The sequence below is a fragment of the Pedobacter sp. MC2016-05 genome, from assembly GCF_026239735.1.
Classification (GTDB): Bacteria; Bacteroidota; Bacteroidia; order Sphingobacteriales; family Sphingobacteriaceae; genus Pedobacter.
The window spans coordinates 225305-249373 of record NZ_JAPIVT010000007.1; the positions used below are offsets into that span (position 1 = coordinate 225305).

Consider the following 24069-nt stretch of genomic DNA (forward strand, 5'->3'; position numbering starts at 1 on the left):
GTGAAAGAAAACAATTGGCTTCGTGTTGATTAATAAACGAACTAATAAATAAGGTATTGTACAGATGGGAATTTAGATTAAAACATTTATAAATTTGGGTTGTTACGTACACATTAACATCACATAAAAATTAATAAAATGGACGCTAAAGAAATAAGCTTAAATGAAAAAGAAGTAAAACCAGTGGTTGATCTTTTGAACGATTATTTGGCAAATTATCATATTCATTATCAGAAATTAAGAGGTTGTCACTGGAATATAAAAGGTCAGAATTTTTTTACGCTTCATGTTAAGTTTGAAGAATTATATACCAATGCACAACTCACCATTGATGAAATTGCCGAGCGTGTTTTAACCTTAGGTAAACCACCTCATAGTCGTTTTGCAGATTATATAAGTGAATCTGAAATCAAAGAAATCGACACAATTGGTATGAAAGATTTAGATATGGTTGATGCGGTATTGGATGATATGGCTAAATTGATTGAAATTGAAAGAGAACTATTAGAAGCTACGGATAAAGCTGGCGATGATGGGTCGAATGATATGGTAAATCGGTTCATGCAGTTTAAAGAAAAAAATACCTGGATGTTACGTTCTTTCGCTGGAAAGAAATAATACTTTGAAGTAGGTTTTAAAAGTCTCAGTTAAATGGATGAATTGTCAAATCTGTTTATCTGAGGCTTTTTTGTGGTATAGAATAGCTATTTATTTATCTTTGGGCATGGCATATAAAAGTTTAGCAGAGTGTGTTTCCGACCTTGAAAAACACGGTCATCTAATAAGGATTAAAGAAGAAGTAGATCCTCATTTAGAAATGGCCGCCATCCATTTAAGGGTCTATGAGAAACAAGGACCTGCTTTGTTGTTTGAGAATGTGAAGGGTAGTCCCTTTCCGGCGGTTTCTAATTTGTTTGGAACTTTGGAGCGGTCGAAATTCATATTCAGAGACACCTTGCCAAAAGTGCAGCAATTGGTTTCTTTGAGAAATGATCCAATAAAAGCATTGAAAAATCCTTTCAAGTATGCAGGATCAGCAATGTCGGCATTGTCGTCGTTGCCCATGAAAACACCATCTGCGAAAAATAACTTTCTGAAAACCTCTATCAGTAAATTGCCACAAATTGTAAACTGGCCCATGGATGGAGGCCCTTTTGTAACGATGCCTCAAGTTTATACTGAAGACATTGATAAGCCTGGAGTTCTAAATGCAAATTTAGGGATGTACCGCATTCAATTGGGCGGGAACGATTATATTGAAGACAAGGAGATCGGTCTCCATTATCAAATTCACCGGGGCATTGGTGTTCACCAATCTAAAGCAAATAAAGCAGGTTTACCACTTAAGGTGAGCATTTTCGTCGGTGGTCCTCCATCTCATCCTCTGGCTGCGGTAATGCCATTGCCAGAAGGTTTATCAGAAATGACGTTTGCCGGTGCATTAGGCGATAGGAGATTCCGCTACTTTTACGATGATGAAGGATTTTGCATTTCTGCTGATGCCGATTTTATTATCACGGGAACTGTTTATCCAAATGAAAATAAGCCAGAAGGTCCTTTCGGCGATCATTTAGGTTATTATAGCCTTACGCACCCTTTTCCTTTGATGAAGGTGCATAACGTATACCATAAAAAAGACGCCATCTGGTCATTCACAGTTGTCGGAAGGCCGCCGCAGGAAGACACAAGCTTTGGTGCATTAATTCACGAAATTACAGGATCGGCCATTCCACAAGAAATTCATGGATTGAAAGAGGTACATGCTGTTGATGCAGCAGGTGTTCATCCTTTGCTGTTTGCAATCGGAAGCGAACGTTACACGCCATATTTAAAGGAGCGAAGACCACAGGAAATCTTAACGATAGCCAACCATATCCTGGGTAAAAATCAACTCAGTTTAGCTAAATATGTTTTCATCGCCGCTAAAGAGGATGATGAAAAATTAAGTACACATCACATTCAGGATTTTATTACTCATATTTTGGAAAGGGTAGATTTAACCAGAGATATCCATTTCTATACCAACACCACAATCGATACCCTGGATTACAGTGGCGATGGTTTAAATAGTGGATCGAAGGTTGTTATTGCGGCAGCAGGGGAGAAGAAGCGAAATTTGTGGAATAAAAAGCCTGAAGGCTTAAAGTTAGGGGATGGTTGCTATCAATCTCATCTGGCTATCCCTGGTGTTTTAGTTATTGAATGCGACAAATATATCAGTGCGGAAAAAACAGCGGCAGAAATTGCTTTGTTAAACATTACCTTAACTGATCAGGATCTTTCCGGATTACCATTGATTGTACTGGCCGATGATTCTGAATTTACAGCAGCAAATATTGATAATTTAGTTTGGATTACTTTTACCCGAAGTAATCCCGCTGCCGATATTTATGGCGTTAATGATTTTACTATCAATAAACACTGGGGCTGCAAAGGCCCAATGATTATTGATGCAAGAAAAAAACCTCATCATGCTCCTGAACTTCTTAAAGACAAAAATGTGGAGGAAAAGATTGATACATTGGCTAAGCCAGGAATGCCGCTACATGGAATAATTTAGTTGAATATTTGAAAATATTTAGCCATTTTTAGGTACATGTTTTGCATTTTACCTCAACTTTCGCGTGCCTTCGCCATTACTTTATTGATACTTTGTTGCTCGATGAGGTTGTCCGCTCAACAGGTTGATAGTTTGATAAAGGTAATTCGTCAGTATGGAAAGAGAAATGCGACCTCCAGCATATTTGTTCACTTTGATAAAAACGTTTATTCCAATAACGATCAGGTTTGGTTTACCGGATATTTACTCGAAGGTATTGCACCAATAGGCGATTACCATACTTTACATCTTACATTAGTAAACAATGCTGATAGTTCGGTGGTCCTTCAAAAGAAATTTTTGATTCATGAAGGTTTTGCATTCGGAGATTTAGTTTTGCCAGATTCGCTGCCCGGAGGATCTTACCGTTTTGTAGTGAATACCAATATTAGGGTAGCTGGCTTTAACGTTTCTGATTTTATTCAGCCCATTACTATAAAATCGACCACAAAAAGTCTTTTGCAACCCAGTATTTCCCTTTTTAAATCTCACAATGATAAAACTCAAAATGGCACCATGTTGCTTAAAGTTTTGACGAGTGATAATCGTTTTGTTGAAAATGCTGAAGTGAAGTACACCATTGGTCGTGATTCGATTTGGAAAAAAGCTTCGTCAAAAACGAGCGTGATTGGAGAACTAATGATTGATTTCCCGGTAAACAAAATTAACGCGAAGAACAATTTATTAAGCATTGCTATAAAAAAAGATGACCAGGTTAAATACCTCAAGCACGAATTGCCAATAATCAACGGGAAAAAATTTCAAATTAATTTCTATCCTGAAAGTGGCTATTTGGTTAATGGATTGTTTAGTAAAGTGGGGATTGAAATTAAAGACCTAATCCGTACTCCTCTTCTTACAACGGCAGTTTTGTATGAAAATGAGAAAGCTATCGATACAGTTAGTACGAATTCTACTGGGCTTGGTTTTTTCTCTATCATACCCAATATCAAATTCAAATACAGCCTAAAAATATTAACTGATGATATTGAAGTAGATCATTATGATTTGCCACCTATTTTGAGTGCGGGTGTGGCGATGCATGCCAATAATGTAATCGCTGAAAAGGACTTTCGTTTAAAATTGCAAAGTAGTTTTGATACTCCAGTTCATGTTGTGGTTCATAATTATAACGATCTCTATTTGCACAGTGAGATCGCCTTGAAGGATGGTGTCACTCAAAATGTTAGACTTGATCTAGATTCTGTACCGATGGGGTTAAATGCCATAACCTTATTAGATAGTGATTTCAAGCCTCTTGCCGAACGGATTTTTTTTAGCCACTACGATCAAACGAACCAATTGCAAATTTCAACTGATAAGGATGTATATGGTACGAGGGATAGTGTTAGATTGGATATCCATACGATTACTAGAAGCAAAAATTCCCTCCAAGGTTTGGTATCCATTTCGTGTACACAAGCTAACCGATTCTCTGAATTAGACAATAAAAATATTGTAGACTATGCATTGCTAGAAAGGGAATTGATACACTTACCAGCTAACCCGATGGGAATCAAAGTTACGGATCGTGAGTATTTAAATAATATTCTCCTGGTGAAAGGGTGGAGGCGGTATCATTGGCCACTGTTAAGGGATGGCTTATTTGCGCAAAAGAAAATAATTAATGAGGAAGTTAGCGGCCAGATCAGAAAAGGGAAGAAAAACGTAATGCTACCTATGGAATTATTTACCATAGCGAAGAGTAGTGTTCATACCATTTCATCAGATAGTACCGGGAAATTCAAAATCCCTTACTCGAATTTAATTACCGATGATAAAGACGACGTATGGGTGAACCTTAACCGTAAAAACGCATCCGATTATACATTAGAAATTCATGATCCGGCTGAAGAGCTGAAAAAAAATATCAAAGCGCAGCATTATGAAGAAGTAGTTGCTAACTTATCAAAACCAGTAATTAATCAAGCGTTTACTGATCCTCGTGGTATAAATCTAAAAGAAGTAGTGATCAAGAGTGATAAAGGCGAAAAAATTGATTTTGCCAATAATGGTTATATGAATAATTGTGGTGATTATGTCTGTCCTAATAACATTTTAAATTGTGTAAACCATTTTGGAAATTCTGAGAACAAAAGCCCTAAAGAGGGAGGTCAGTATCGGAATCAAAACGGTGGAGTTACCATTTATCATGGTTGTGTAGAGCATAAGAAAGATGCCAATATTTCTATTTTAAGGGGGATAAAACTCGGGAAGGAGTTTTATAAATTCGAGTTGGATAATAAGGATGAACCTATTAACATGTCAACTATATTTTGGAATTACCAACAAGTTTTAGATTCTGAAGGAAAGGCTGTTCTAAATTTTACAACTGGTGATTTAACCGGCCGTTTCAAAATTGTAGTTCAAGGTGTTACTGCCAATGGTCCAATTTATGGTGAGCATTACATCACCATCAAGCGGCCATAAAAAAAGCTCTCGATGCAAATCGAGAGCTTTTAATAAATGTTATCTATTCTTAAAATCTAACTCCGAAAGTTAAGAATACATTGTTTCTATTGCTCTTAACATCTGCAACAGGTTCAGAATAATCATCTAGTAAATAAGGACTAGAGTTGAAATTCGTTTTATAATTTTGATAAGCTAAATCGAAATAGTAGTTATCAACGCGGTAACCAATACCGCCTGTTAAAAACTGGCCTTGGTAAAAAGAATTCGATCCACCTTGAATACCATTTCCATTTACACCATAACCGCCTCTCAAACTTACTTCATTGCTTACTTTAACTTCTGCACCAACTCTATAGTTTATAGCTTCTTTGTACGAAGCTTTTACAAATGCATTGTTATCGCTAATTGTTGATGAACTTCCACCACCATCCGCCGAGAAACGCATTGATGAATAGTCAATATAATCAACATCTGCAGAGATTAGAGCGATATTACTAATTACATAGCTTAAACCTGCCGATGCTTTTAATGGCGTACGCAGATTATAAGTAAAGTCGTAATACCTGCTTGGGCTATTAATTGATGAAGCGGCATTAGTTGCATTACCTGCTAATCTTGCTTGCAAAGTTTCGGTTGTATTATCCTGGATATTAAGCCATGTTGGAGTCTGGAAGTTTAATCCAATCCTCAACTCTGGAACCGGGCGATAAATCATTCCTAACTTTAAATTGAATCCATTACCCCGAGACTGTTGATATCTAATATGAGTTAAGGTGTAATTTTCGTTGCCAGTGTAAGCAGGAATCGCGTCATCATAAGAATTAACAATACCAGATTCTGTAAAAGAAGCATCACTAGTATATTTAACATTCACAAAACTCGCTGTTCCACCTATATATAACTTATTCGAAAAATTAAGTGCGCCAGCTATATTGAATTCTGAAGTAGATCCAAGTCTGCTTTCTGTCCAGTTTTGATTGAAGTTTGCATTATTATAAGGTTCTGCCGAGAAACCATTTGGATAGTTTGGGGCATTTTTATTAATTAAATAACTGTCATAGGCATCACCCGCAACTGAATTTTCAATACCAAAACTATTAGCCTGATCAACGTAAGAGTCTCTTATTGAACTATTAGTGTTAATGCCATTATAGTCGATGTTATTAAGAAAATCATTGTTCCTGGTATAGCTAAGGCCGAACACAGTACTAACCAAGCCTTTATTAACATCAGAACCTTTTAGTTTTGTGGCTGGGTTATAAAATACAACACCTAGGTTATTTAGATTGATTTGACTTTTGTTGGATTTAATGTTGTTGCCTAAATAAGAACTTTCGTTGGAAACGCTATTAAATTCAGGGGTAATGTTAAATTCTGATTTGGTAAATAATCCAAGTCCGGCAGGATTCGCATTGATTGATCCTATGTCTCCACCAACACCAATTTGAGCACCAGCCATTCCTTTAAAACGTGATGAACTCCCATAATTTGTTTGCGAAAATCGGAACGCGTCAGGGGCATAACTCTGTGCGTATGCTGAACCAATGGTAGCTACTGTAGCTACCATGGATGCCAATATATATTTTTTCATTTAATGTGCTTTATTAGTAAGATATTAACCTCGTCCTGCTCTTGATGGTCTGGAACCACCGCCACCGCCATTAGAACCGCCGCCGCTGCTTCCACTACTTGATGGAGGTGGAGAATATGTTGGTCTGCTCATTTCAGTTCTTTGAGGTTGTTGAGGTGTATAATTTTCGTTTCTGGTCGGTCTACTACCTTGTGTTCCTTGCGGAGTGTAGCCTCTTCCAGCATTATTACTAACTGATCCTTGATTACGGGTAGGTCTTCCTGCGTTATAATTTGGTGCATAGCTTTGACCTATTTGGCTGTTTGGATTTGCAATACCTGATCTACTTGGTCTTCCGACATTCCCTGCGCTACCATTTCCATAAGATCTTGGAACACCTCTATCGTTACTCCCTGGTCTAGGTCTGTAATTGTTATTGGTAATAACGCCGCCGCCATAATAACCGCCGCCTAAGCCCCAGCCACCACCGTACCAGCCACCGCCGCCCCAACCGAAGCGATCGTAATATGAATATGGCCCCCAATTGTTCCAGCCCCAGTTATTCCAACCGTAGCCCATGTTGCCATAGTAGAAAGGATTATTCCAGATGCTGCCGTAACCGAAGCCACCGCCCCAACCGAAACCACCACCCCAGCCACCTAAACCGTAGCCATTATTCCAACCCATGCCATAACCTAAATAAGTGGTTGCGCCATAACTGTTGCCATAATTAAAGTTTTCGTAATACGGATCGTAATAGCCACGAAAGCTACTGCCATTGTAGAAACGATTAATTCTGGAAGAGTAATCCATATCGTAATAAGGATTACTAGTACCGTAATATTCATCGTAATCTTCGGTTTGTCCTTGAGCTTGTGCTTGAACTTGATTTTGAAGAGGAACGTAAGCTTCTACCTCTCTCGCCTTTGCCACGGAATTATATACATCATCATTGGCTTTGGTTTGGGCCAATTTTGTTGTTGAGCATGATGCCACCAACCCTGCAGCAGCAATCATTACAATGGGTAAAAATTTAATTGGTTTCATTGTGTTTATATTTAGTTGTGTGTGTTCACTAATTTACTAAAAATGGATCAAATTTACTAAAAACCAACTATTTAATCAGTCAGATTTATGTATTAATGCAAATGCCTTCTCTCTATAATCGTTTTGTAGGCATAAATTTATAAATTTGTGATCTAATTTCACCTTTTTTAACACACAAATTACGTTCCAAATACATAAGATGAGCAAAGAAATTACAAGCAGAGATGCAGATTATTCTCAATGGTATAATGATATCGTTATAAAAGCCGATCTGGCTGAGCATTCGGCAGTTAGAGGCTGCATGGTAATTAAACCCAATGGTTATGCTATATGGGAAAAAATGCAGGCCGTATTGGATAAAATGTTTAAGGATACAGGCCATCAAAATGCCTATTTTCCATTGTTCATTCCGAAGTCATTTTTTTCAAAGGAGGCCTCACACGTTGAGGGTTTTGCCACAGAATGTGCTGTAGTGACACATTACCGTCTAAAAAATGACGGCAATGGCAATATTGTCGTGGATGAAACTGCCAAATTAGAAGAGGAGCTTATCGTTCGCCCAACCTCGGAGACTATCATCTGGAATACTTATAGAGGATGGATTCAATCTTATCGTGATTTGCCAATTCTAATTAATCAATGGGCAAATGTGGTTCGATGGGAAATGCGCACCAGGTTGTTTCTTCGTACAGCCGAATTCTTATGGCAGGAAGGGCATACCGCTCATGCAACCGCTGAAGAAGCGATTGAAGAAACAGAACGTATGTTGCACATCTATGCTGATTTTGCTGAAAATTGGTTGGCTGTTCCAGTAGTTAGGGGAAGAAAATCCCCAAATGAAAGATTTGCTGGTGCTTTAGATACCTACTGTATTGAAGCCCTGATGCAAGATGGAAAGGCTTTACAGGCGGGTACTTCCCATTTCTTAGGTCAGAATTTTGCCAAAGCTTTTGATGTAAAGTTCACCGGAAAAGATGGTAAGCTCGATTATGTTTGGGCAACATCATGGGGTGTTTCTACCCGTTTAATGGGAGCACTTATTATGGCTCACAGTGATGATTCAGGACTTATTATCCCACCTAAATTGGCACCAATTCAAGTGGTAATTGTTCCAATTTACAAGGGAGATGAAGACTTAGCGAAAATTTCGGCTTATGTAAATGAGTTAACAATGCGCTTAAAAGGGATGGGGGTTTCGGTAAAATACGATGACAGAGATACACAACGTCCGGGCTTTAAATTTGCTGATTACGAATTGAAAGGCGTACCAGTACGTATTGCTATTGGTGGCCGCGACTTAGAAAACAAGACAGTGGAAATTGCCCGTAGAGATACGAAAGTTAAACAAACTGTTCCACAGGAGGGTTTAGATATATACATTGCGAAGTTACTTGAAGATATTCAAACCAGTATGTTTAACAAGGCCCTAGCTTATCGTGATGAGCATATTACTGAAGCGAACAGCTACGAAGAGTTTAAGGGGTTGTTGGATGGCAAAGCTGGTTTTATTTCCGCCCACTGGGATGGAACTCCAGAAACAGAACAAAAAATTAAAGAAGAAACCAAAGCAACCATTCGTTGTATTCCTTTAGATAATAAATTGGAAGATGGGGTTTGTATCTATTCTGGGAAGCCATCAATACAACGTGTTTTATTTGCGAGAGCATATTAAGAAGTCTTGAGTCAGTAGTCTTGAGTCTTCTAAACGATTGAAATATTAATGTAAAACTGTTTAGATAAGGTTGAGAAATCTCAATCTTATCTCGATACTTGAAGCGCATCTCAAAAGAAAAAATGAAATTCGGAACAAAAGCTATACATGCAGGTCAAGAACCTGATCCAACAACTGGTGCTGTAATGACACCAATTTACCAAACTTCAACCTATTGGCAAAAATCGCCAGGTGATAACAAGGGTTATGAGTACTCTAGGGGAACAAACCCTACACGTAAAGCATTGGAAGATTGCTTAGCAGCTTTAGAAAATGCCAAATATGGATTGGCTTTTTCTAGCGGTATGGGTGCTACAGATGCAGTTTTAAAACTACTTCAACCGGGGGATGAAGTGATTACCGGAAATGATCTATATGGTGGATCTTACAGGATGTTTACTAAAATCTTCTCTAAGTATGGAATAAAATTCCACTTTTTAGATTTATCCAAACCAGAAAATATTGTAGACTATATTAATGATAAGACTAAATTGGTTTGGATTGAAACACCCACAAATCCCACCATGCAGGTTGTTGATATTGAAGGTGTTGCAAAGATCACGAAAGAGAAAAAGATCATATTAACAGTTGATAACACTTTTGCTTCGCCTTATTTGCAAAATCCTATCGATTTGGGAGCAGATATCGTAATGCATTCGGTTACAAAATATATTGGAGGCCATTCAGATGTAGTAATGGGTGCATTGGTTACTAATGATGATCAATTGTACAAAGATTTGTGGTTTATCTATAATGCTTGTGGTGCAACGCCTGGGCCACAAGATTCGTTTTTGGTTTTACGTGGAATAAAGACACTACATTTGCGGATGAAAGCGCATTGTGAAAATGGCGAACGCATTGCCCATTACCTCAAAGCACATCCAAAAGTAGACAAAATTTATTGGCCAGGGTTTGAAGATCATCCTAACCACGATGTTGCAAAAAAGCAAATGAGAGGTTTCGGAGGTATGATTTCCATTACTTTAAAGGGAGCTGATTTACAGGAAACATTTAGAATCGCATCAAATTTTAAAGTATTTACCTTGGCAGAATCATTAGGTGGTGTAGAATCTTTAATTAATCACCCTGCAACGATGACCCATGGATCAATTCCTAAAGAGGAACGAGAAAAAGTCGGTGTTATCGATAGCCTTCTGCGTTTAAGTGTAGGAGTTGAAGATGTAGATGATTTGCTTGAAGACTTAGCAAACGCTTTAAAATAAGCATTTTTTAAAAAAAAACAATTAATAAAATTTAGTCATCCATTTGACCGGTTTTTGAACGGTCGGATGGATGACTTTTTAGCGTGAACGGAATGGATTTTTTAGCACTTCAAAACTTTCTGGATGGTAAGGTAGAACAGTATAATCGACCAGAGTTCATTGCTAACGATCCAATTTGTATTCCTCATTTATTTGCTAAAAAGCAAGATATTGAAATTGCAGGTTTTTTCGCTGCGATTCTGGCATGGGGACAACGTAAAACCATCATCAATAAGTGCAGGGAGTTGTTGGGTAGAATGGATAACTCGCCGCATGATTTCATTTTGAATCATCAAGATACTGATCTGAAACAGCTCCTGCAATTTAAGCACAGAACATTTAACGATACAGATCTACTCTATTTTATAGCTTTTTTCAAAGCACATTATGTGAAATTTAATAGTTTAGAAAATGCTTTTGTTCCCCAAGGTGCATTTCAAAATGGTTATTTGGAAACAATGTCTGACTTGCCTTCCATTGAAATGTCGTCAGCAGTGTGTTTTGCAAGGGATTTGAATTTCACAATTGAACAATCTTTAAACTATTTCAGAAGCTACTTTTTTTCTCTTGAAGATTTTCCTTGCCGAACTAAGAAGCACATTTCTTCACCGGCACAAAAATCAACCTGTAAGCGACTAAATATGTTTTTACGATGGATGGTACGGAAGGATAATAAGGGAGTTGACTTTGGGATTTGGAAAACTTTAAAACCTGAGCATTTGATCTGTCCTTGTGATGTTCATGTTGATAGGGTGGCGCGGTTACTGGTTTTAATCACCCGAAAGCAAACCGATTGGCTGACGGCAATTGAACTAACTAACAAGTTAAAACAGTTTGATCATAGCGATCCAGTGAAATATGATTTCGCTTTATTCGGTTTAGGAGTAGAGAAAATACTTTAATACTCCTATAAGCTAGAAAATGCAGGGAAAACTTCTTTTTTACAATCTATCTTCTTATACTTACATGGTAATTTCAATAGATATTAACAATTTATCTGTCCCAGTATTTTATAAATGATTGCAGTTAATTTTTCTGAGGAAAATAGTTGGAAGAAATACAACAATTTTTCTCCATTAATTTCAATATTTAAAAAATTTCATCCACTCAATGATGAAATTGAAAAGCGTATTAATCAGCATACTTTTCCGATAAGTTACAAGAAAAATAAATTCCTGGTTTCTCCTGTAGATCGAAATAAATACCTTTTTTTAATTGTTAAAGGCGTGGTAAGGGGGGTTGTTAAAGATGGTGCTTCTGAAGTCACTACCTGGATTGCTGTGGAGAATGAAATTGTTGGCACTATCAGGAATTTATGGATAGTTGGAAATTCAGAAGAATATTTGCAGGCACTAGAAGATGTTGATCTCATTGCTATTCCTCATGTGCTTTCAGAGTATTTATATCAAAATTTCGCCGAAGCAAACGTTGTTGGACGAAAGATGATGGAGCTTTATTACCGTTCTGCAGAAGAGAGAGCTTTCTTATGCCGCATCTCGTCTGCCGAAAAACGATACAAGCGTTTCTTGCTGTCTTTCCCTAATTTAATCAATCGTGTACCATTGAAACACATTGCGTCCTTTTTAGCAATACGATTGGAAACATTAAGCAGAATAAGAGCAAAAATTTAGTAAGCTCATTAAACGAATACATTGCTCAGCTGTATTTAGAAATGGTTAAGTTTTGAATTTAGCCCTGTTTGTTTTGGTAATAATTGCAAATCAGCCATTTTCTGTAATATAATACGACATCTTGTTAGTAAATTGCTGATTATTGTCAAATAATCTATCGTTTATTTCGCCCTATAGTTTCGGCCTTGGAAACTATATTCAATTTTAATCTAACTTGTAGTATTGAATAATGGAAGCAAACCATAAACATTGCGCATTCTAAAGGCGAACGAAACGTTGACCGTTCTTGCTAATGACAAGATTACAAACAAGTTGGCCAATGATGCGAAAGATTTGAAAACCGATCTTGATCTAAACAGGGGTGCTTTTGTTTATGATAAAACTACGAACACATTAAACTACACAGATGAAAAAGGTTTGGTGACTTCATTGACACTGAAAATCACCGCTTTGGTTTATGATAAAACGAAGAATGTTTTCACTTATACCGATTCAAAAGGGGTTTCAACAACAATCGCTGTCAAAGATCTTGTTGCAGTAAACGAAACTTTGACTGTACTTGCCCAAGACAAGGTCACAAACAAGTTAAGCTATACAGATGAGAAAGGTTTGAAAACCGATCTTGATCTGAACAACGGCGCTTTGACTTACGATAAAGCTACGAACACTTTGAACTGCAAAGATGCGAAAGGTTTATTTACATCATTTCCATTGAATGCTACTGCTCTGGTTTACGATAACACCAATAAGGTATTGACTTATACGGATCCAAAGGAAAATGCAACGACCATCCCCCGTCAAGGATCTCATTGCAGCGAAGAAGCTTTAACGGTATTTGTCATTACCAAGGTTACAAAGAAGTTAAGCTATACAGATGGAAAAAGCTTGGTAATGGTATCTAGCGATAGACTAGGTGCACAAACCAATTTGGCCATATGGAACTACGCTTACCGGATTAGATGGATGACGGTAGCTCCCGGTTGGCTTTGGGTTTAGTTCTTGGTATGGTTTATTTGCGTATTGATGGTTCAATGTTGAATCTAAACGATCCGGAAATTTTTGAGCCAGTTGGCGTCAAAAGTACCGTCTTGCACGATGCCAAAGCAGGTATATGTTTTGCACACGATAAGTTTTCTGCAAGTTTTTCTGCTGATAATTTAACTACTGCCTATGTAGATCGTTATGCGTTCTTACCACAGCCAAAGCCATATTTTTTATTTAACTGCTGATGCTTTGTTCCCTATAAATGAGAATTTCCAGATTAAGCCTTCCTTTCTTTTAAAAGATGATAGTGGGCGACCAACAAAGTTTGGATGTAAATACATTTTATGATCAAAGAGTTTTTGTGAGTTGGCGAATCGTACCGTAACAGGCGTGACGCTAAGAGTTGTTCTAAAAAAAGATTTATCTCAACGTAATTCGGCAGTAGCCGCTATTCTAATTCCCGATCAGAGAGGTTAAGAATAGGGTTATGGCTACGATTTTCAATCGGTCAGTTTCAAAGCTATAGCGGAAGCACACGCGAAATTTCGATTGCATATTCTTTCATCAGGCAAAATATCAGGATGGCGACACGAATGTTTTAGATACAGATCCTGTAATCTGTAAGATAAGACTTACAGTTTAAACTAACAAAAAAGTGTCTTTTTTTGAATAAAAAAACAGACAAAATAATAGAAAAACGAAACAATTTATTAAATTGCAAAATATCTAATTAACATGAAAGCAAAGAATACTGGAACTACCTTTACTGTGCTAATTGCCGATGACCATGAGATTATTCGAAGAGGCTTAAAAAGCTTAATATCTGATTTTTGGGCTGGGGTCGAAATTATACAAGCTGCAACACTCGAGGAAGCGCTGATAGAAACCGAGAAGTTACCTAACCTAATCATTATCGATGTCAATCTGCCTGGAGGCAATAATTTAAAGGTAATCGATCAAATTAAAATGGTTCAACCCAATGCTAAAATATTAGTGTTCTCCTCCCTAAATGAAAACATTTACGCAGTACCTTACCTGAAATCAGGTGCCTCAGGTTATTTAACTAAAAATGCCGAAGAGTCTGAAATTGTAACAGCTATTACGACAATTTTAGCAGGCAGCCGTTATTCTAGCCGGAACGTAAAGGAAAATATGTTTAATAGTATTTTAGGTAACGACGCCGACAATCCGTTTACAAAACTCTCTGGAAGAGAGCTGGAAGTTGCCGAACTGCTGACCAAAGGTGTTGGCGTTTTGGAAATTTCCAATCAACTTAACTTGCAAATGGGAACCGTAAGTACGTATAAATTAAGGTTGTTCCAAAAGCTGAAAATCAAAAGTATTATTGAACTAGCCGAGAAGATGAGCATTTACGAAAAATAAGGATTGCTCTAGGCATCCTTATTTTTATTTTCATTTGTTGTTCCAGTACCTTCTTCACCAGATTCGTTAGGACTATCTCCTGCCTGACCATATTTTTCGGAAGCGCCCTTTCCATTCTGGTCAAAACTCGCTTTCTCCTTCGATGTTCCTGAAGTTTTAGCTTTCCCTTTATCTTGATCTTTTTCCTTCGTTTTCATGATGTTTATATTATTTAACTGTTTAACAAATTTAGAAAGTTAAAAGTTTTAGCTAATCGAGATTCTCTTTAAAGGACTGTTAGATGAGCCATGACTTCTTCTAATTTCTAGCAAATGCATTCCTTGAGTAAAGAACAAGCCGATTAGAGAGATCAAAATTACGCCACTAATCACTCGCCAATCTGCATCATTTTGGTGATGTTTTGAATAAATGAAAGATTGAATTATCTTCTACTTGTTCTTTATTGAGTCACGGGCACGTTTTTTAAAGAAACCGCGAAGAAGGAAGTTGCTTTGTAAAGCTTCCAGATCTTCATCTAGCTTTTTGCTGCTTTTCTCCAAATTTGTCATAATCGCCCTTAACTGGTCGGCAGTTTTAGCATCGTTAAGAAGTAACCCTGCAGCATTATCGTTATTATTCAATTTACCAGAAGCTTTTTCTAAGTTAGCAGCCATTACAGATGCCGATTGAGCAGTTTTTTGCAGTGTGCTGGCAGATCGATCCAACTTGGCAAATACCGCGGTGTCCGTCATGATTTTATCCATCAAGCCATTTTTAGTATTCAGTGTCTTACCGAAGGTGTTTAAGCTTTGCGCTGTTTGCGCAGTTGAAGCAGTTATTCTATTCAGATTGGAAACCATTGTTTTAAAATCCTGGGCCAACTTTTCATCAGAAAGAAGTGCACCAGCAGCGCCTTTTCCATCTACCAGGTTATGCGCAAGAATCTTGAAATCACCGGTTACATCGACTAAGTTTTTATTATTCACCTGAAGGGTTTTCATGATGTCATCGGTAGATAAAGAATTATTTACCTTCAGTACGTCGCCATCCTCTACAAAAGGAAATTTCGGATTTCCACCTGTGATCACCACAATTTTATTTCCGATTAAACCGTCGGCACCAATGCTTGCACCGGCATCTTTATGTATGTACTTGTGCACATCTTCTTCTATGCTCAGAAATACACGCACTTGTGAGGTTCCAAAGAACTCAATCTTTTTGATTGTGCCTATTTTAACACCAGAAAACCATACATTGTTTCCTTTCTTTAATCCCTGGATGTCATTAAAAACAACACTCAATGTAAAGCTTTTAACAAAGGTTTTCTTTTGGCTACCTAGGGTAAAAATGGCAAAAAGAAATATCAAAATGCCAATGGCAATAAATATTCCGACCGTTATTTTCTTCTTATTTTCGTTCATGGTTACTGTATAAAATTATAATCAAAAAATGGTTGTGCTTGCGGATCCCCGGAGTTGAAAATATCGTCGAAAGATCCCTGACGTTCGAAACTACGTTCGACCAACATCGCTACCCTGTTTCCCGTTTCTTTAGCACAGGTTAAGTCGTGGGTAATTACAATTGCGCTGGTATGGTAACGTTCCTGTACTGTATTGATAAGTTTGTTTATTTCTTTAGATGTAATCGGGTCTAGTCCTGCGGTAGGCTCATCATAAAGCATGATTTCTGGTTTCAAAATCAAGGTTCGGGCAATCCCGATCCGTTTCCGCTGTCCACCAGAAAGCTCGGAAGGCATTTGGTTGATGGTTTGAGATAATCCAACCGCATCAAGCATTTCTTCAACTAAATCTTTAACTTCCTGTTTGCTCAAATCCCTGCGATTTCTTACCAATGGAAACTCCAGATTTTCCCTTACAGTCATACTATCATAAAGCGCACTGTTTTGAAAAGAGAATCCCACCCGAAGGCGTAGCGCCAATAATTGTTCGTAAGAAATATCGTCTACAATATGATTCAACACATTTACCAGACCTGAATCTGGTTTGAGCAGACCGATAATGATCTTAATCAATACTGATTTTCCTGTTCCGGATTTACCCAGAACTACCAGATTTTCTCCCTTGTAAAGATCGAGAGAAGCATTTTCCAATACCTGGTAGCTGCCGAACGCCTTATAAAGATTTTTTATCTCGATCACCTTTTCGGTGCTATTTAAGATTTCTTTTTGTACCATGCGATTAGCTGTTAAACAGACTGAAAATTTGTACGCAAACTACTTCCTCAATAAAAATAAGGAACATTGCCGTTACTACCGATGAATTAGCAGCCTTACCTACACCTTCAGTCCCTTTTGATGAATTGTAACCCTGATAACAACCGACTATTGCAATAGTGAAACCAAAAAGAATGGCTTTGAAGGTTGATGCAATGATATCGAGAAAAGTGATGCTTTCTAAGGCGCTTTGGAAAAATGTGGTTGCGCTAGTACCTTCGTTAACGGACACGTTAAGTAAAGCGCCTAACATGCCAACCATGGCTGTATAAAAGGTGAGTATAGGCATGGTGATGGTAGCGGCCATCACCCGGGTTGATACCAGGAATTTGAATGGATTTGTCGCCGAAACCTCCATGGCATCGATCTGTTCGCTTACCTTCATTGATCCAAGCTCTGCACCAATGCTCGAGCCAACTTTACCAGCGGCAATTAATCCTGTAAGTAATGGAGCAAGGGTTCTTAGCAAAGCAATGCCCACTAACGATGGAAGCCAGGATGTTGCACCAAATTCTGACAAGGATGGACGCGATTGTTTTGTAAAAACCAAGCCTGTAATAAAGCCGGTGGTAGAAATCAATAAAGCCGAACGGTAACCAATTTCGTAACATTGACGCATTAATTCCTTAAACTCGTACGGAGGCAAAAATGCTTCCTTGAAAAAACGGCCAATAAAACGGAAAACCTCGTAGAGGTTTATGAATGTTTGAGCGAATTTTCCAACAGGCTTTGGATGATCTTTGGGATCTTCCATTTTTTCTATTCCCATCTCGATGCTTTAGTCTTTTTAGTAGAATCTTGTTTAATTGTTGCCTCTTTCTTAATGCGATACTCATTAACCTTTAGAGTATCAGCTGGAGCCAAGCTTTTATAAAGCACAGTGTAGGTAGTCATTAATGATTTTTTCTTTTGATTGTATTCGGTACTTGAAATGATACCATTGATATGTTTTTTATCCAATTCGAAGGATTGATCCAACAGTGCTTTGGTCGAATCTACAATAGCATCATTTGATAATGTGACCTGTTTATCAACCCTATTCCCGCCCGAACCCTTTTCTGGATTGGTGTTGTGACAAGCGATGGCTAAAAGAGCAATTGGAAACGCCAAAATTATTCTCATTTTAAGAATACAGATAGCTAACGAAATTGTTTGCTCATGAACTGAATTTTATCAAGGCGGTTGGATATCAGGAAAGTCTGATTAAATACTCTGCCGACTCGCATGAAAGATTAGCTTTTATCACCCTTACATTTTTAATAGGCGTTACTAAGCTTATTCTAAAACTAAACATGTTAGTATTTTGTTGATAAAAAGCCAGATCTATTTGCGTTAAAAAACTAAATTAATTAGTATTTTTGTTTTCGAGTTGCAAGTAATCTGCAGCCATTTATAAGGTTGGAATCATGACGGACAAAAACAAACATATCATCCATATGGATCAAGATGCATTTTTTGTATCAGTCGAACTGCGGAAGAACCCTAAGTTACTTGGCAAACCAGTAATTGTTGGTGGCAGTGCAGATCGGGGCGTAGTGACTTCCTGCAGTTACGAAGCCCGTAAATTTGGCGTACATGCCGCAATGCCGGGGCGAATGGCAAAGCAGCTTTGTCCACAGGCTATTTTTGTGAGGGGAAATATGGATGACTATTCCAGGGCTTCGCATGAAATTACCGAAATTATAGCCGATCGTGTTCCTTTGTTCGAGAAAGCAAGTATTGATGAACATTATATCGATATGACGGGTATGGACAAGTTTTTCGGCTGTATGAAATTTGCTTCCGAACTCCGGCAGACGATTATCAAAGAAATGGGATTGCCAATTTCATTCGGCTTGTCGGTAAATAAGACCGTCTCTAAAATCGGCACTAATGAATGTAAGCCAAATGGCGAGTTGGAAATTCCCTTTCCAGAAGTTCGACCCTTTTTAAACCCCTTACCAGTACATAAAATTCCAGGTATTGGTGATGCAACCTACAAAAAATTGAGTGAAATGGGGGTTCGAAAAATTCAAACTTTAGCCGAAGTTCCTCAGGATTTAATGTTTAAAATTTTAGGCCAGCAGGGCTTGGCAATTTGGCAGAAAGCCAACGGTATCGACTTTTCGCCGGTGGTTCCTTACCGTGAACGGAAATCGATCGGTACACAGACTACTTTTGAAAGCGACAGTATGGATATCGAAAAGATGAAGGCGATTTTAAGCGGCATGGTCACTAACCTCACTTACGAGCTCCGGAGTCAGCAGAAGTTAACAGCCTGCATTACCGTCACTATTCGTTATTCTAATTTTGAAACCGTAACGCAACAGGCCCGAATTCCTTATACGGCACTCGATTCGTTTCTGATTTCCAAGGCACATGAGTTATTTAAAAAGCTATATAGCAAAAGAATGTTATTACGCTTAATCGGCGTGAGGTTATCCCATCTGGTAAGCGGTTTTGAACAGATTGGTTTATATCATACCTCAGAAGAAGAATATGATTTATACCAGGCGATGGATAAAGTGAGAAATCACTATGGTATTGAATCGGTTGTAAAAGCCTGTATTGTTAAAGGCCCGGAAAGAGATGAATATGGAAAAGTCATCAAATATAATCCCCGAAAGAAAAAGTTGCCTGGACCTGAAAATGAAAACGGCGAAGAAAGAAAGCGATCGAGAATTAGAACTTTTATTAACGCTGACTTAGGAACAGCTAACAAATTAGACGGATAGCTTTTGCTATAATTGGTTAATCTTTAATAATCTAACCTTAACCCGAAACCCGGAAACTGTCAACCAGCAACTATCATTATCAACCGGTAACTGGAAACCGGCAATCGGCAACTGAGAACTGTAAACTGAAATGTTTCTTAACCTACATTCATCATATAGCTTAAAATATGGAACGATGGATATCCAAACGATCGTTGCCAAAGCCCGTGCTTTAAATATTGGTCAGCTTATTTTAACAGATATCAACAATTCTACCGGAGCTGTTGAATTCATTCGGGAATGTTATCGACAAGGAGTTGCGAAAGAAGCAGATGATGTTCAAAAAGGAAATATTCCCTATCCACTCAAACCCATCACTGGAATTGAATTTAAAAGCGATCAGCAACTTTTATATATCGGTATTGCAAGAAACAGAGAAGGGATGCGGGCCCTTAACGAGTTTTTGAGTTTCCATAATATCGAAAATATTCCACTTCCGGATACTGCGCCCATTCTTAACGATGTTTTCTTTATTTATCCTTTTACAAAAAAATCTAATCGGACATTAAAATCGAATGAGTTTATCGGAATAAAAAGCGATCAGTTAAATCACCTTTATAAACACCCTTTGCTAGAGAAAAAGGAAAAGTTGGTGATCTGGCATCCAGTTACGGTAGGTAGTCGGGTAGAACATCGCTTACATGAATATCTACGAGCGATTGAATTGAACACCTTATTAACCCTGGTGCCAGAAGATGCAAAATGCGGATGCAATGAAGTTTTGATTTCCGAAGAAGAGTTGAAACTTAAATTTGAAGCATTTCCCTTTATCATTGAAAACACACAGAATTTGTTAAACGCTTGCGATTTAAGTAGTTATTTTGAGCCCGGGCCCCAACCTATGTCTAAAAACCGGTTTTCCTATTGTAAGGAAGGTGAGGGGTTAGATAAGGTATTGCTGAGGCGAATTGCATATAAAGGTTTAGAAAATCGTTACGGCAAAAATAATCCATTTGCAAGGGAGCGAATGGAAAAAGAGTTGCGCATCATCGAATTGAAACACTACTGCGCTTACTTTTTAATCACGTTCGATATTGTTCGCTACGCCATGGGGAAATGCAAGTTTTACCATGTAGGTAGAGGGTCGGGTGCAAACAGCATCGTTGCTTATTGTTTGCGGATTACTGATGTAGATCCCATTGATCTTGATTTATACTTCGAAAGGTTTTTACATGAGAAACGTACCAGCCCCCCAGATTTTGATATAGATTTTGCCTGGGATGAGCGAGAAACCATTCAGAAATATATTTTTAATAAGTACCCGAAGTGGCATGTTGCTTTTTTAGGTACGATGAGCACGTTTAAAGACCGGGCCATTATTCGAGAAATTGGTAAAGTGCTGGGTTTGCCCAAAGAGGAAATTGATGGTTTCATCGACCCAACAAAGGAACGTGAAAATCAGCTAAATGCTACCTATCAGAAATTAGCTGCCGTTCACCATCACATGCAAAATATGCCAAATCAACGTTCCATTCATGCTGGCGGCATTCTCATCTCCGAAGAACCTATTACCTATTACACTGCTTTGGATTTACCTCCAAAAGGTTTTGTAACGGTACAATGGGATATGTACGAGGCAGAGGCAATAGGTTATGAAAAGTTTGATGTGTTGAGCCAACGGGGAATCGGTCACATCCGTGAGGCGGTACAACTGATCAACAGTAATTGCGGTCGTGATATCGATATCCATGATTTTAAAACTTTTAAAAATGATCCAAACCTCAATGCGATTTTACGTGAAGGTCAGCCCATTGGTTGTTTTTATATCGAGTCGCCAGCCATGCGGCAATTACTAAAGAAATTGAAGTGCGAAGATTACTTAACCCTGGTAGCGGCGAGTTCAATTATTCGTCCGGGTGTGGCGAGTTCTGGCATGATGAAATCTTTTATTGAGCGTTACCATGCGCCTGATAAGGTGGTCTATCTCTGCGAAGAGATGAAAGAGCAGCTTAAAGAAACGTACGGGGTAATGGTTTACCAGGAAGATGTGATTAAAGTTTGCCATTATTTTGCCGGCCTTGATTTAGCTGATGCAGATGTGCTTCGTAAAGCGATGAGCGGTAAATACCGATCGAAACTCGCTTTTGATGAATTGGTAAATAAGTTTTTTGTTTCTGCCCGCAAACAGGGACACAGTGAAGAATTAATTACCGAAGTTTGGCGACAGATATCCTCCTTTGCCGGCTACAGTTTTTCTAAGGCACATTCTGCCTCTTTTGCTGTAGAAAGTTACCAAAGTTTATACCTAAAAACTTATTATCCAAAAGAGTTTATGGTGGCGGTTTTGAATAATTATGGCGGTTTTTACAATAGGTGGGTATATGTTCACGAGCTTCAAAAAACTGGGGCAAAAGTACATTTGCCTTGCGTAAACCAAAGCGATGAAGTGGTGAATATAAAAGGAAATGATGCTTTTTTAGGCTTCACGGGAGTTCAGGGTTTGGAGCATAAATTCATTGAAAGTATTCCTCAGGAACGCAGGTTGAATGGACCTTTCAAAGATTTAGAGAATTTCGTAAAACGAACTCAAATTACATTAGAGCAAGCAATACTGTTGATTCGGCTAGGCGCGCTTAGGTTTACCGGGAAAGATAAGAAAACACTTCTCTGGGATATTTACAACTATTTAGGGCACAAGAACAAAATTATAAATGCAGCCGAATTGTTTAGCCTTGAACGCAAAGAATATACGCTGCCGGAACTGGCCAACTCACCGATTGAAGATGCGTACGTAGAATGGGAACTATTGGGTTTTCCGCTAAACTACCAAATGTTCGATTTTTTGAAGACCAGTTACCGCGGAGAAATAATGGCTGCTGATATGAATAAGAACGTAGGAAAAACAGTTAGAATGGTAGGGAATTACGTTTGCGAAAAAACCGTTCGAACCATAAAAAACACTAAAATGTGGTTTGGAACTTTTTTAGATAGTAATGGCGATTTTTTTGATACCACCCATTTTCCTAACTCAACTCCAATATATCCTTTCAAAGGCAAGGGCTGTTATCTGATATTAGGTAAAATTGTTGAAGACTTCGGTTTTCACAGTGTGGAAGTTTTAAAGTTTGCCAAGTTGGATATTAGGATGAATCCGGTAGCGGTTGATTAGGTTGAGCCGATTAATTTCGCTAATCGGCTCATGATTTGTGTGTTTTTTGAGCCGAATAATATATTTATTACTTTTAATCCATGATCCAGATCAAAGCCGAAATAGAAAAGTTTGAACAAATGGCCGATAAAACGGGCTGGAGCTATGTTTTTATTCCAGCGATGATAGCTAATCAAATTAAAGCTGATTGTAAGGTTTCTTTTAGGGTAAGAGGAAAAATAGACGATGTGGAAATCGCAGGGGTTGCCACAGTTCCAATGGGGGAAGGCGATTTCATTATTGCACTTCGAGCCGAACTTCGAAAAAAATTAAAAAAAGAAGCTGGAGCAAAAGTAGAATTGTGGCTGGAAGAAGATCAAAACTTTAAAATAGAAATGCCCGAAGATTTAGAAATTTGCCTGGCCGATGTTGATGATTTATTGGAGCGATTCCTTAAACTTTCAAAATCACATCAAAACTATTTTATTAAATACATCAACGAAGCTAAAACCGAACAGACGAGAACGAAGCGCCTCACAATGACGGTTATGGCGATGGAGAAAGGGCAAGACTTTGGAGCAATGATCAGGGCAAGCCAAAGAAGAAGTCTTAAGTCCTAAGTCAATAGGATCGAGCCATAAGTTGGTCGATACCTTCAACTTTTAACTTTCAACATTTAACTTTTCTCCCGACTGTAATTTCTAAACCAGCTGCTCACCTTCATTTGAATTACCCCTAAAAAAGCTTCTCTAAAAATACGGGTACTCATTTTTGATGTTCCTTCTGTTCTATCTGTAAAAATAATTGGAACCTCAACTACAGTAAATCCAAACTTGATGGCTGTAAATTTCATCTCAATTTGAAAAGCATAGCCTACAAATCGTATTTTTTCTAGAGGGATGGTTTGTAGTACAACTCTACGATAGCACTTAAAGCCTGCTGTCGCATCCTGAATGGTAATTCGAGTAATAAAACGAACGTACATTGATGCAAAATACGACATGAGAACCCTTCCCATTGGCCAATTTACAACATTAACCCCTTTAACATAACGAGATCCAATAGCAAGATCAGCACTATTCACACAAGCTTCGCGAAGCCTGAATAAATCATCCGGGTTATGGGAAAAATCAGCGTCCATTTCAAAAATGTAGTCATAATCACGCTGCAAAGCCCAATTAAAACCATAAATATAAGCTGTACCCAAGCCTTGTTTACCCGCCCGTTCCTCTATGAATAATTTCCCGCCATATTCAACTTGCAGCGATTTCACAATGTTTGCAGTGCCATCCGGAGATCCATCATCAACAATAAGCACATGAAAAGGTTGCGTTAATGAAAAAACCTTTCTAATGATCTTTTCAATGTTTTCCTTTTCATTATAGGTAGGGATGATTACTAAACTATCAGACACGTG

21 protein-coding genes are annotated in these 24069 nt (G+C 38.1%); 13 read left to right on the top strand and 8 right to left on the bottom strand.

Annotated elements, in window-relative coordinates:
* Positions 1 to 138: 138 nt before the first annotated feature.
* From OQZ33_RS11980 to OQZ33_RS11990, 3 genes are all read left to right on the top strand, one after another.
* Positions 139 to 618: a Dps family protein gene (locus OQZ33_RS11980; RefSeq protein WP_265799259.1), complete on the top strand. Its 480-nt coding sequence runs from the start codon at positions 139 to 141 to the stop codon at positions 616 to 618.
* Positions 619 to 724: 106 nt separating this feature from the next.
* Positions 725 to 2560 carry a UbiD family decarboxylase gene (locus tag OQZ33_RS11985; RefSeq protein ID WP_265799260.1) on the top strand — a complete coding sequence of 612 codons (1836 nt, stop codon included), beginning with the start codon at positions 725 to 727 and terminating at the stop codon, positions 2558 to 2560.
* Positions 2561 to 2692: 132 nt separating this feature from the next.
* Positions 2693 to 5029 carry a hypothetical protein gene (locus OQZ33_RS11990; RefSeq protein WP_265799261.1) on the top strand — a complete coding sequence of 779 codons (2337 nt, stop codon included), beginning with the start codon at positions 2693 to 2695 and terminating at the stop codon, positions 5027 to 5029.
* 49 nt (positions 5030 to 5078) lie between these two features.
* Here OQZ33_RS11990 and OQZ33_RS11995 read toward each other — a convergent pair whose 3' ends face one another.
* Positions 5079 to 6602 carry an OmpP1/FadL family transporter gene (locus OQZ33_RS11995; protein ID WP_265799262.1) on the bottom strand — a complete coding sequence of 508 codons (1524 nt, stop codon included), beginning with the start codon at positions 6600 to 6602 and terminating at the stop codon, positions 5079 to 5081.
* Positions 6603 to 6626: 24 nt separating this feature from the next.
* Positions 6627 to 7628 (bottom strand): hypothetical protein, encoded by a 1002-nt coding sequence (locus tag OQZ33_RS12000; RefSeq protein ID WP_265799263.1) that lies wholly within the window; start codon positions 7626 to 7628, stop codon positions 6627 to 6629.
* 199 nt (positions 7629 to 7827) lie between these two features.
* Between OQZ33_RS12000 and proS the strand changes: the two genes are divergently transcribed.
* From proS to OQZ33_RS12035, 7 genes are all read left to right on the top strand, one after another.
* Positions 7828 to 9300 (top strand): proline--tRNA ligase, encoded by a 1473-nt coding sequence (proS, locus tag OQZ33_RS12005; protein ID WP_265799264.1) that lies wholly within the window; start codon positions 7828 to 7830, stop codon positions 9298 to 9300.
* 122 nt (positions 9301 to 9422) lie between these two features.
* Positions 9423 to 10562, top strand: coding sequence for a cystathionine gamma-synthase (locus tag OQZ33_RS12010; protein WP_265799265.1), 1140 nt, complete (start codon positions 9423 to 9425; stop codon positions 10560 to 10562).
* 92 nt (positions 10563 to 10654) lie between these two features.
* A complete protein-coding gene (locus OQZ33_RS12015) occupies positions 10655 to 11503 on the top strand; it encodes a TIGR02757 family protein (protein WP_265799266.1) in 849 nt (282 codons plus the stop codon).
* Positions 11504 to 11617: 114 nt separating this feature from the next.
* Entirely contained in the window at positions 11618 to 12232 is a 615-nt protein-coding gene (locus OQZ33_RS12020; protein WP_265799267.1) for a Crp/Fnr family transcriptional regulator, read from the top strand.
* Between the two features lie 249 nt (positions 12233 to 12481).
* On the top strand, positions 12482 to 13228 hold the full coding sequence (locus OQZ33_RS12025; protein WP_265799268.1) for a hypothetical protein: 747 nt from the start codon (positions 12482 to 12484) through the stop codon (positions 13226 to 13228).
* Positions 13192 to 13461 carry a type IX secretion system membrane protein PorP/SprF gene (locus OQZ33_RS12030; protein WP_265799269.1) on the top strand — a complete coding sequence of 90 codons (270 nt, stop codon included), beginning with the start codon at positions 13192 to 13194 and terminating at the stop codon, positions 13459 to 13461. The genes OQZ33_RS12025 and OQZ33_RS12030 overlap by 37 nt, the downstream gene beginning before the upstream one ends.
* 490 nt (positions 13462 to 13951) lie before the next feature.
* Positions 13952 to 14599: a response regulator transcription factor gene (locus tag OQZ33_RS12035; RefSeq protein WP_265799270.1), complete on the top strand. Its 648-nt coding sequence runs from the start codon at positions 13952 to 13954 to the stop codon at positions 14597 to 14599.
* An 8-nt stretch (positions 14600 to 14607) separates the two neighbouring features.
* Here OQZ33_RS12035 and OQZ33_RS12040 read toward each other — a convergent pair whose 3' ends face one another.
* The 5 genes from OQZ33_RS12040 to OQZ33_RS12060 form a co-directional block, all read right to left on the bottom strand.
* Entirely contained in the window at positions 14608 to 14796 is a 189-nt protein-coding gene (locus OQZ33_RS12040; RefSeq protein ID WP_265799271.1) for a hypothetical protein, read from the bottom strand.
* A 231-nt stretch (positions 14797 to 15027) separates the two neighbouring features.
* Positions 15028 to 15999 (bottom strand): MlaD family protein, encoded by a 972-nt coding sequence (locus tag OQZ33_RS12045; RefSeq protein WP_265799272.1) that lies wholly within the window; start codon positions 15997 to 15999, stop codon positions 15028 to 15030.
* Positions 16000 to 16001: 2 nt separating this feature from the next.
* Positions 16002 to 16772 carry an ABC transporter ATP-binding protein gene (locus OQZ33_RS12050; protein WP_265799273.1) on the bottom strand — a complete coding sequence of 257 codons (771 nt, stop codon included), beginning with the start codon at positions 16770 to 16772 and terminating at the stop codon, positions 16002 to 16004.
* A gap of 4 nt (positions 16773 to 16776) precedes the next feature.
* The gene (locus OQZ33_RS12055) at positions 16777 to 17580 is read right to left on the bottom strand and encodes an MlaE family ABC transporter permease (RefSeq protein ID WP_265799274.1); all 804 of its coding nucleotides are present in this window, start codon (positions 17578 to 17580) and stop codon (positions 16777 to 16779) included.
* The gene (locus OQZ33_RS12060; protein ID WP_265799275.1) at positions 17571 to 17933 is read right to left on the bottom strand and encodes a hypothetical protein; all 363 of its coding nucleotides are present in this window, start codon (positions 17931 to 17933) and stop codon (positions 17571 to 17573) included. Before OQZ33_RS12060 ends, OQZ33_RS12055 begins: the two co-directional genes overlap by 10 nt.
* Positions 17934 to 18217: 284 nt before the next feature.
* Here OQZ33_RS12060 and dinB point away from each other — a divergent pair, with 284 nt between their 5' ends.
* From dinB to OQZ33_RS12075, 3 genes are all read left to right on the top strand, one after another.
* Positions 18218 to 19525 carry a DNA polymerase IV gene (dinB, locus tag OQZ33_RS12065; RefSeq protein ID WP_265799276.1) on the top strand — a complete coding sequence of 436 codons (1308 nt, stop codon included), beginning with the start codon at positions 18218 to 18220 and terminating at the stop codon, positions 19523 to 19525.
* 130 nt (positions 19526 to 19655) lie between these two features.
* On the top strand, positions 19656 to 22673 hold the full coding sequence (gene dnaE, locus OQZ33_RS12070) for a DNA polymerase III subunit alpha (RefSeq protein ID WP_265799277.1): 3018 nt from the start codon (positions 19656 to 19658) through the stop codon (positions 22671 to 22673).
* 80 nt (positions 22674 to 22753) lie between these two features.
* Positions 22754 to 23272 carry a YdeI/OmpD-associated family protein gene (locus OQZ33_RS12075; protein WP_265799278.1) on the top strand — a complete coding sequence of 173 codons (519 nt, stop codon included), beginning with the start codon at positions 22754 to 22756 and terminating at the stop codon, positions 23270 to 23272.
* Positions 23273 to 23328: 56 nt separating this feature from the next.
* Here the strand turns inward: OQZ33_RS12075 and OQZ33_RS12080 are convergent, their stop codons facing one another.
* A complete protein-coding gene (locus tag OQZ33_RS12080) occupies positions 23329 to 24066 on the bottom strand; it encodes a polyprenol monophosphomannose synthase (protein ID WP_265799279.1) in 738 nt (245 codons plus the stop codon).
* Positions 24067 to 24069 lie beyond the last annotated feature (3 nt).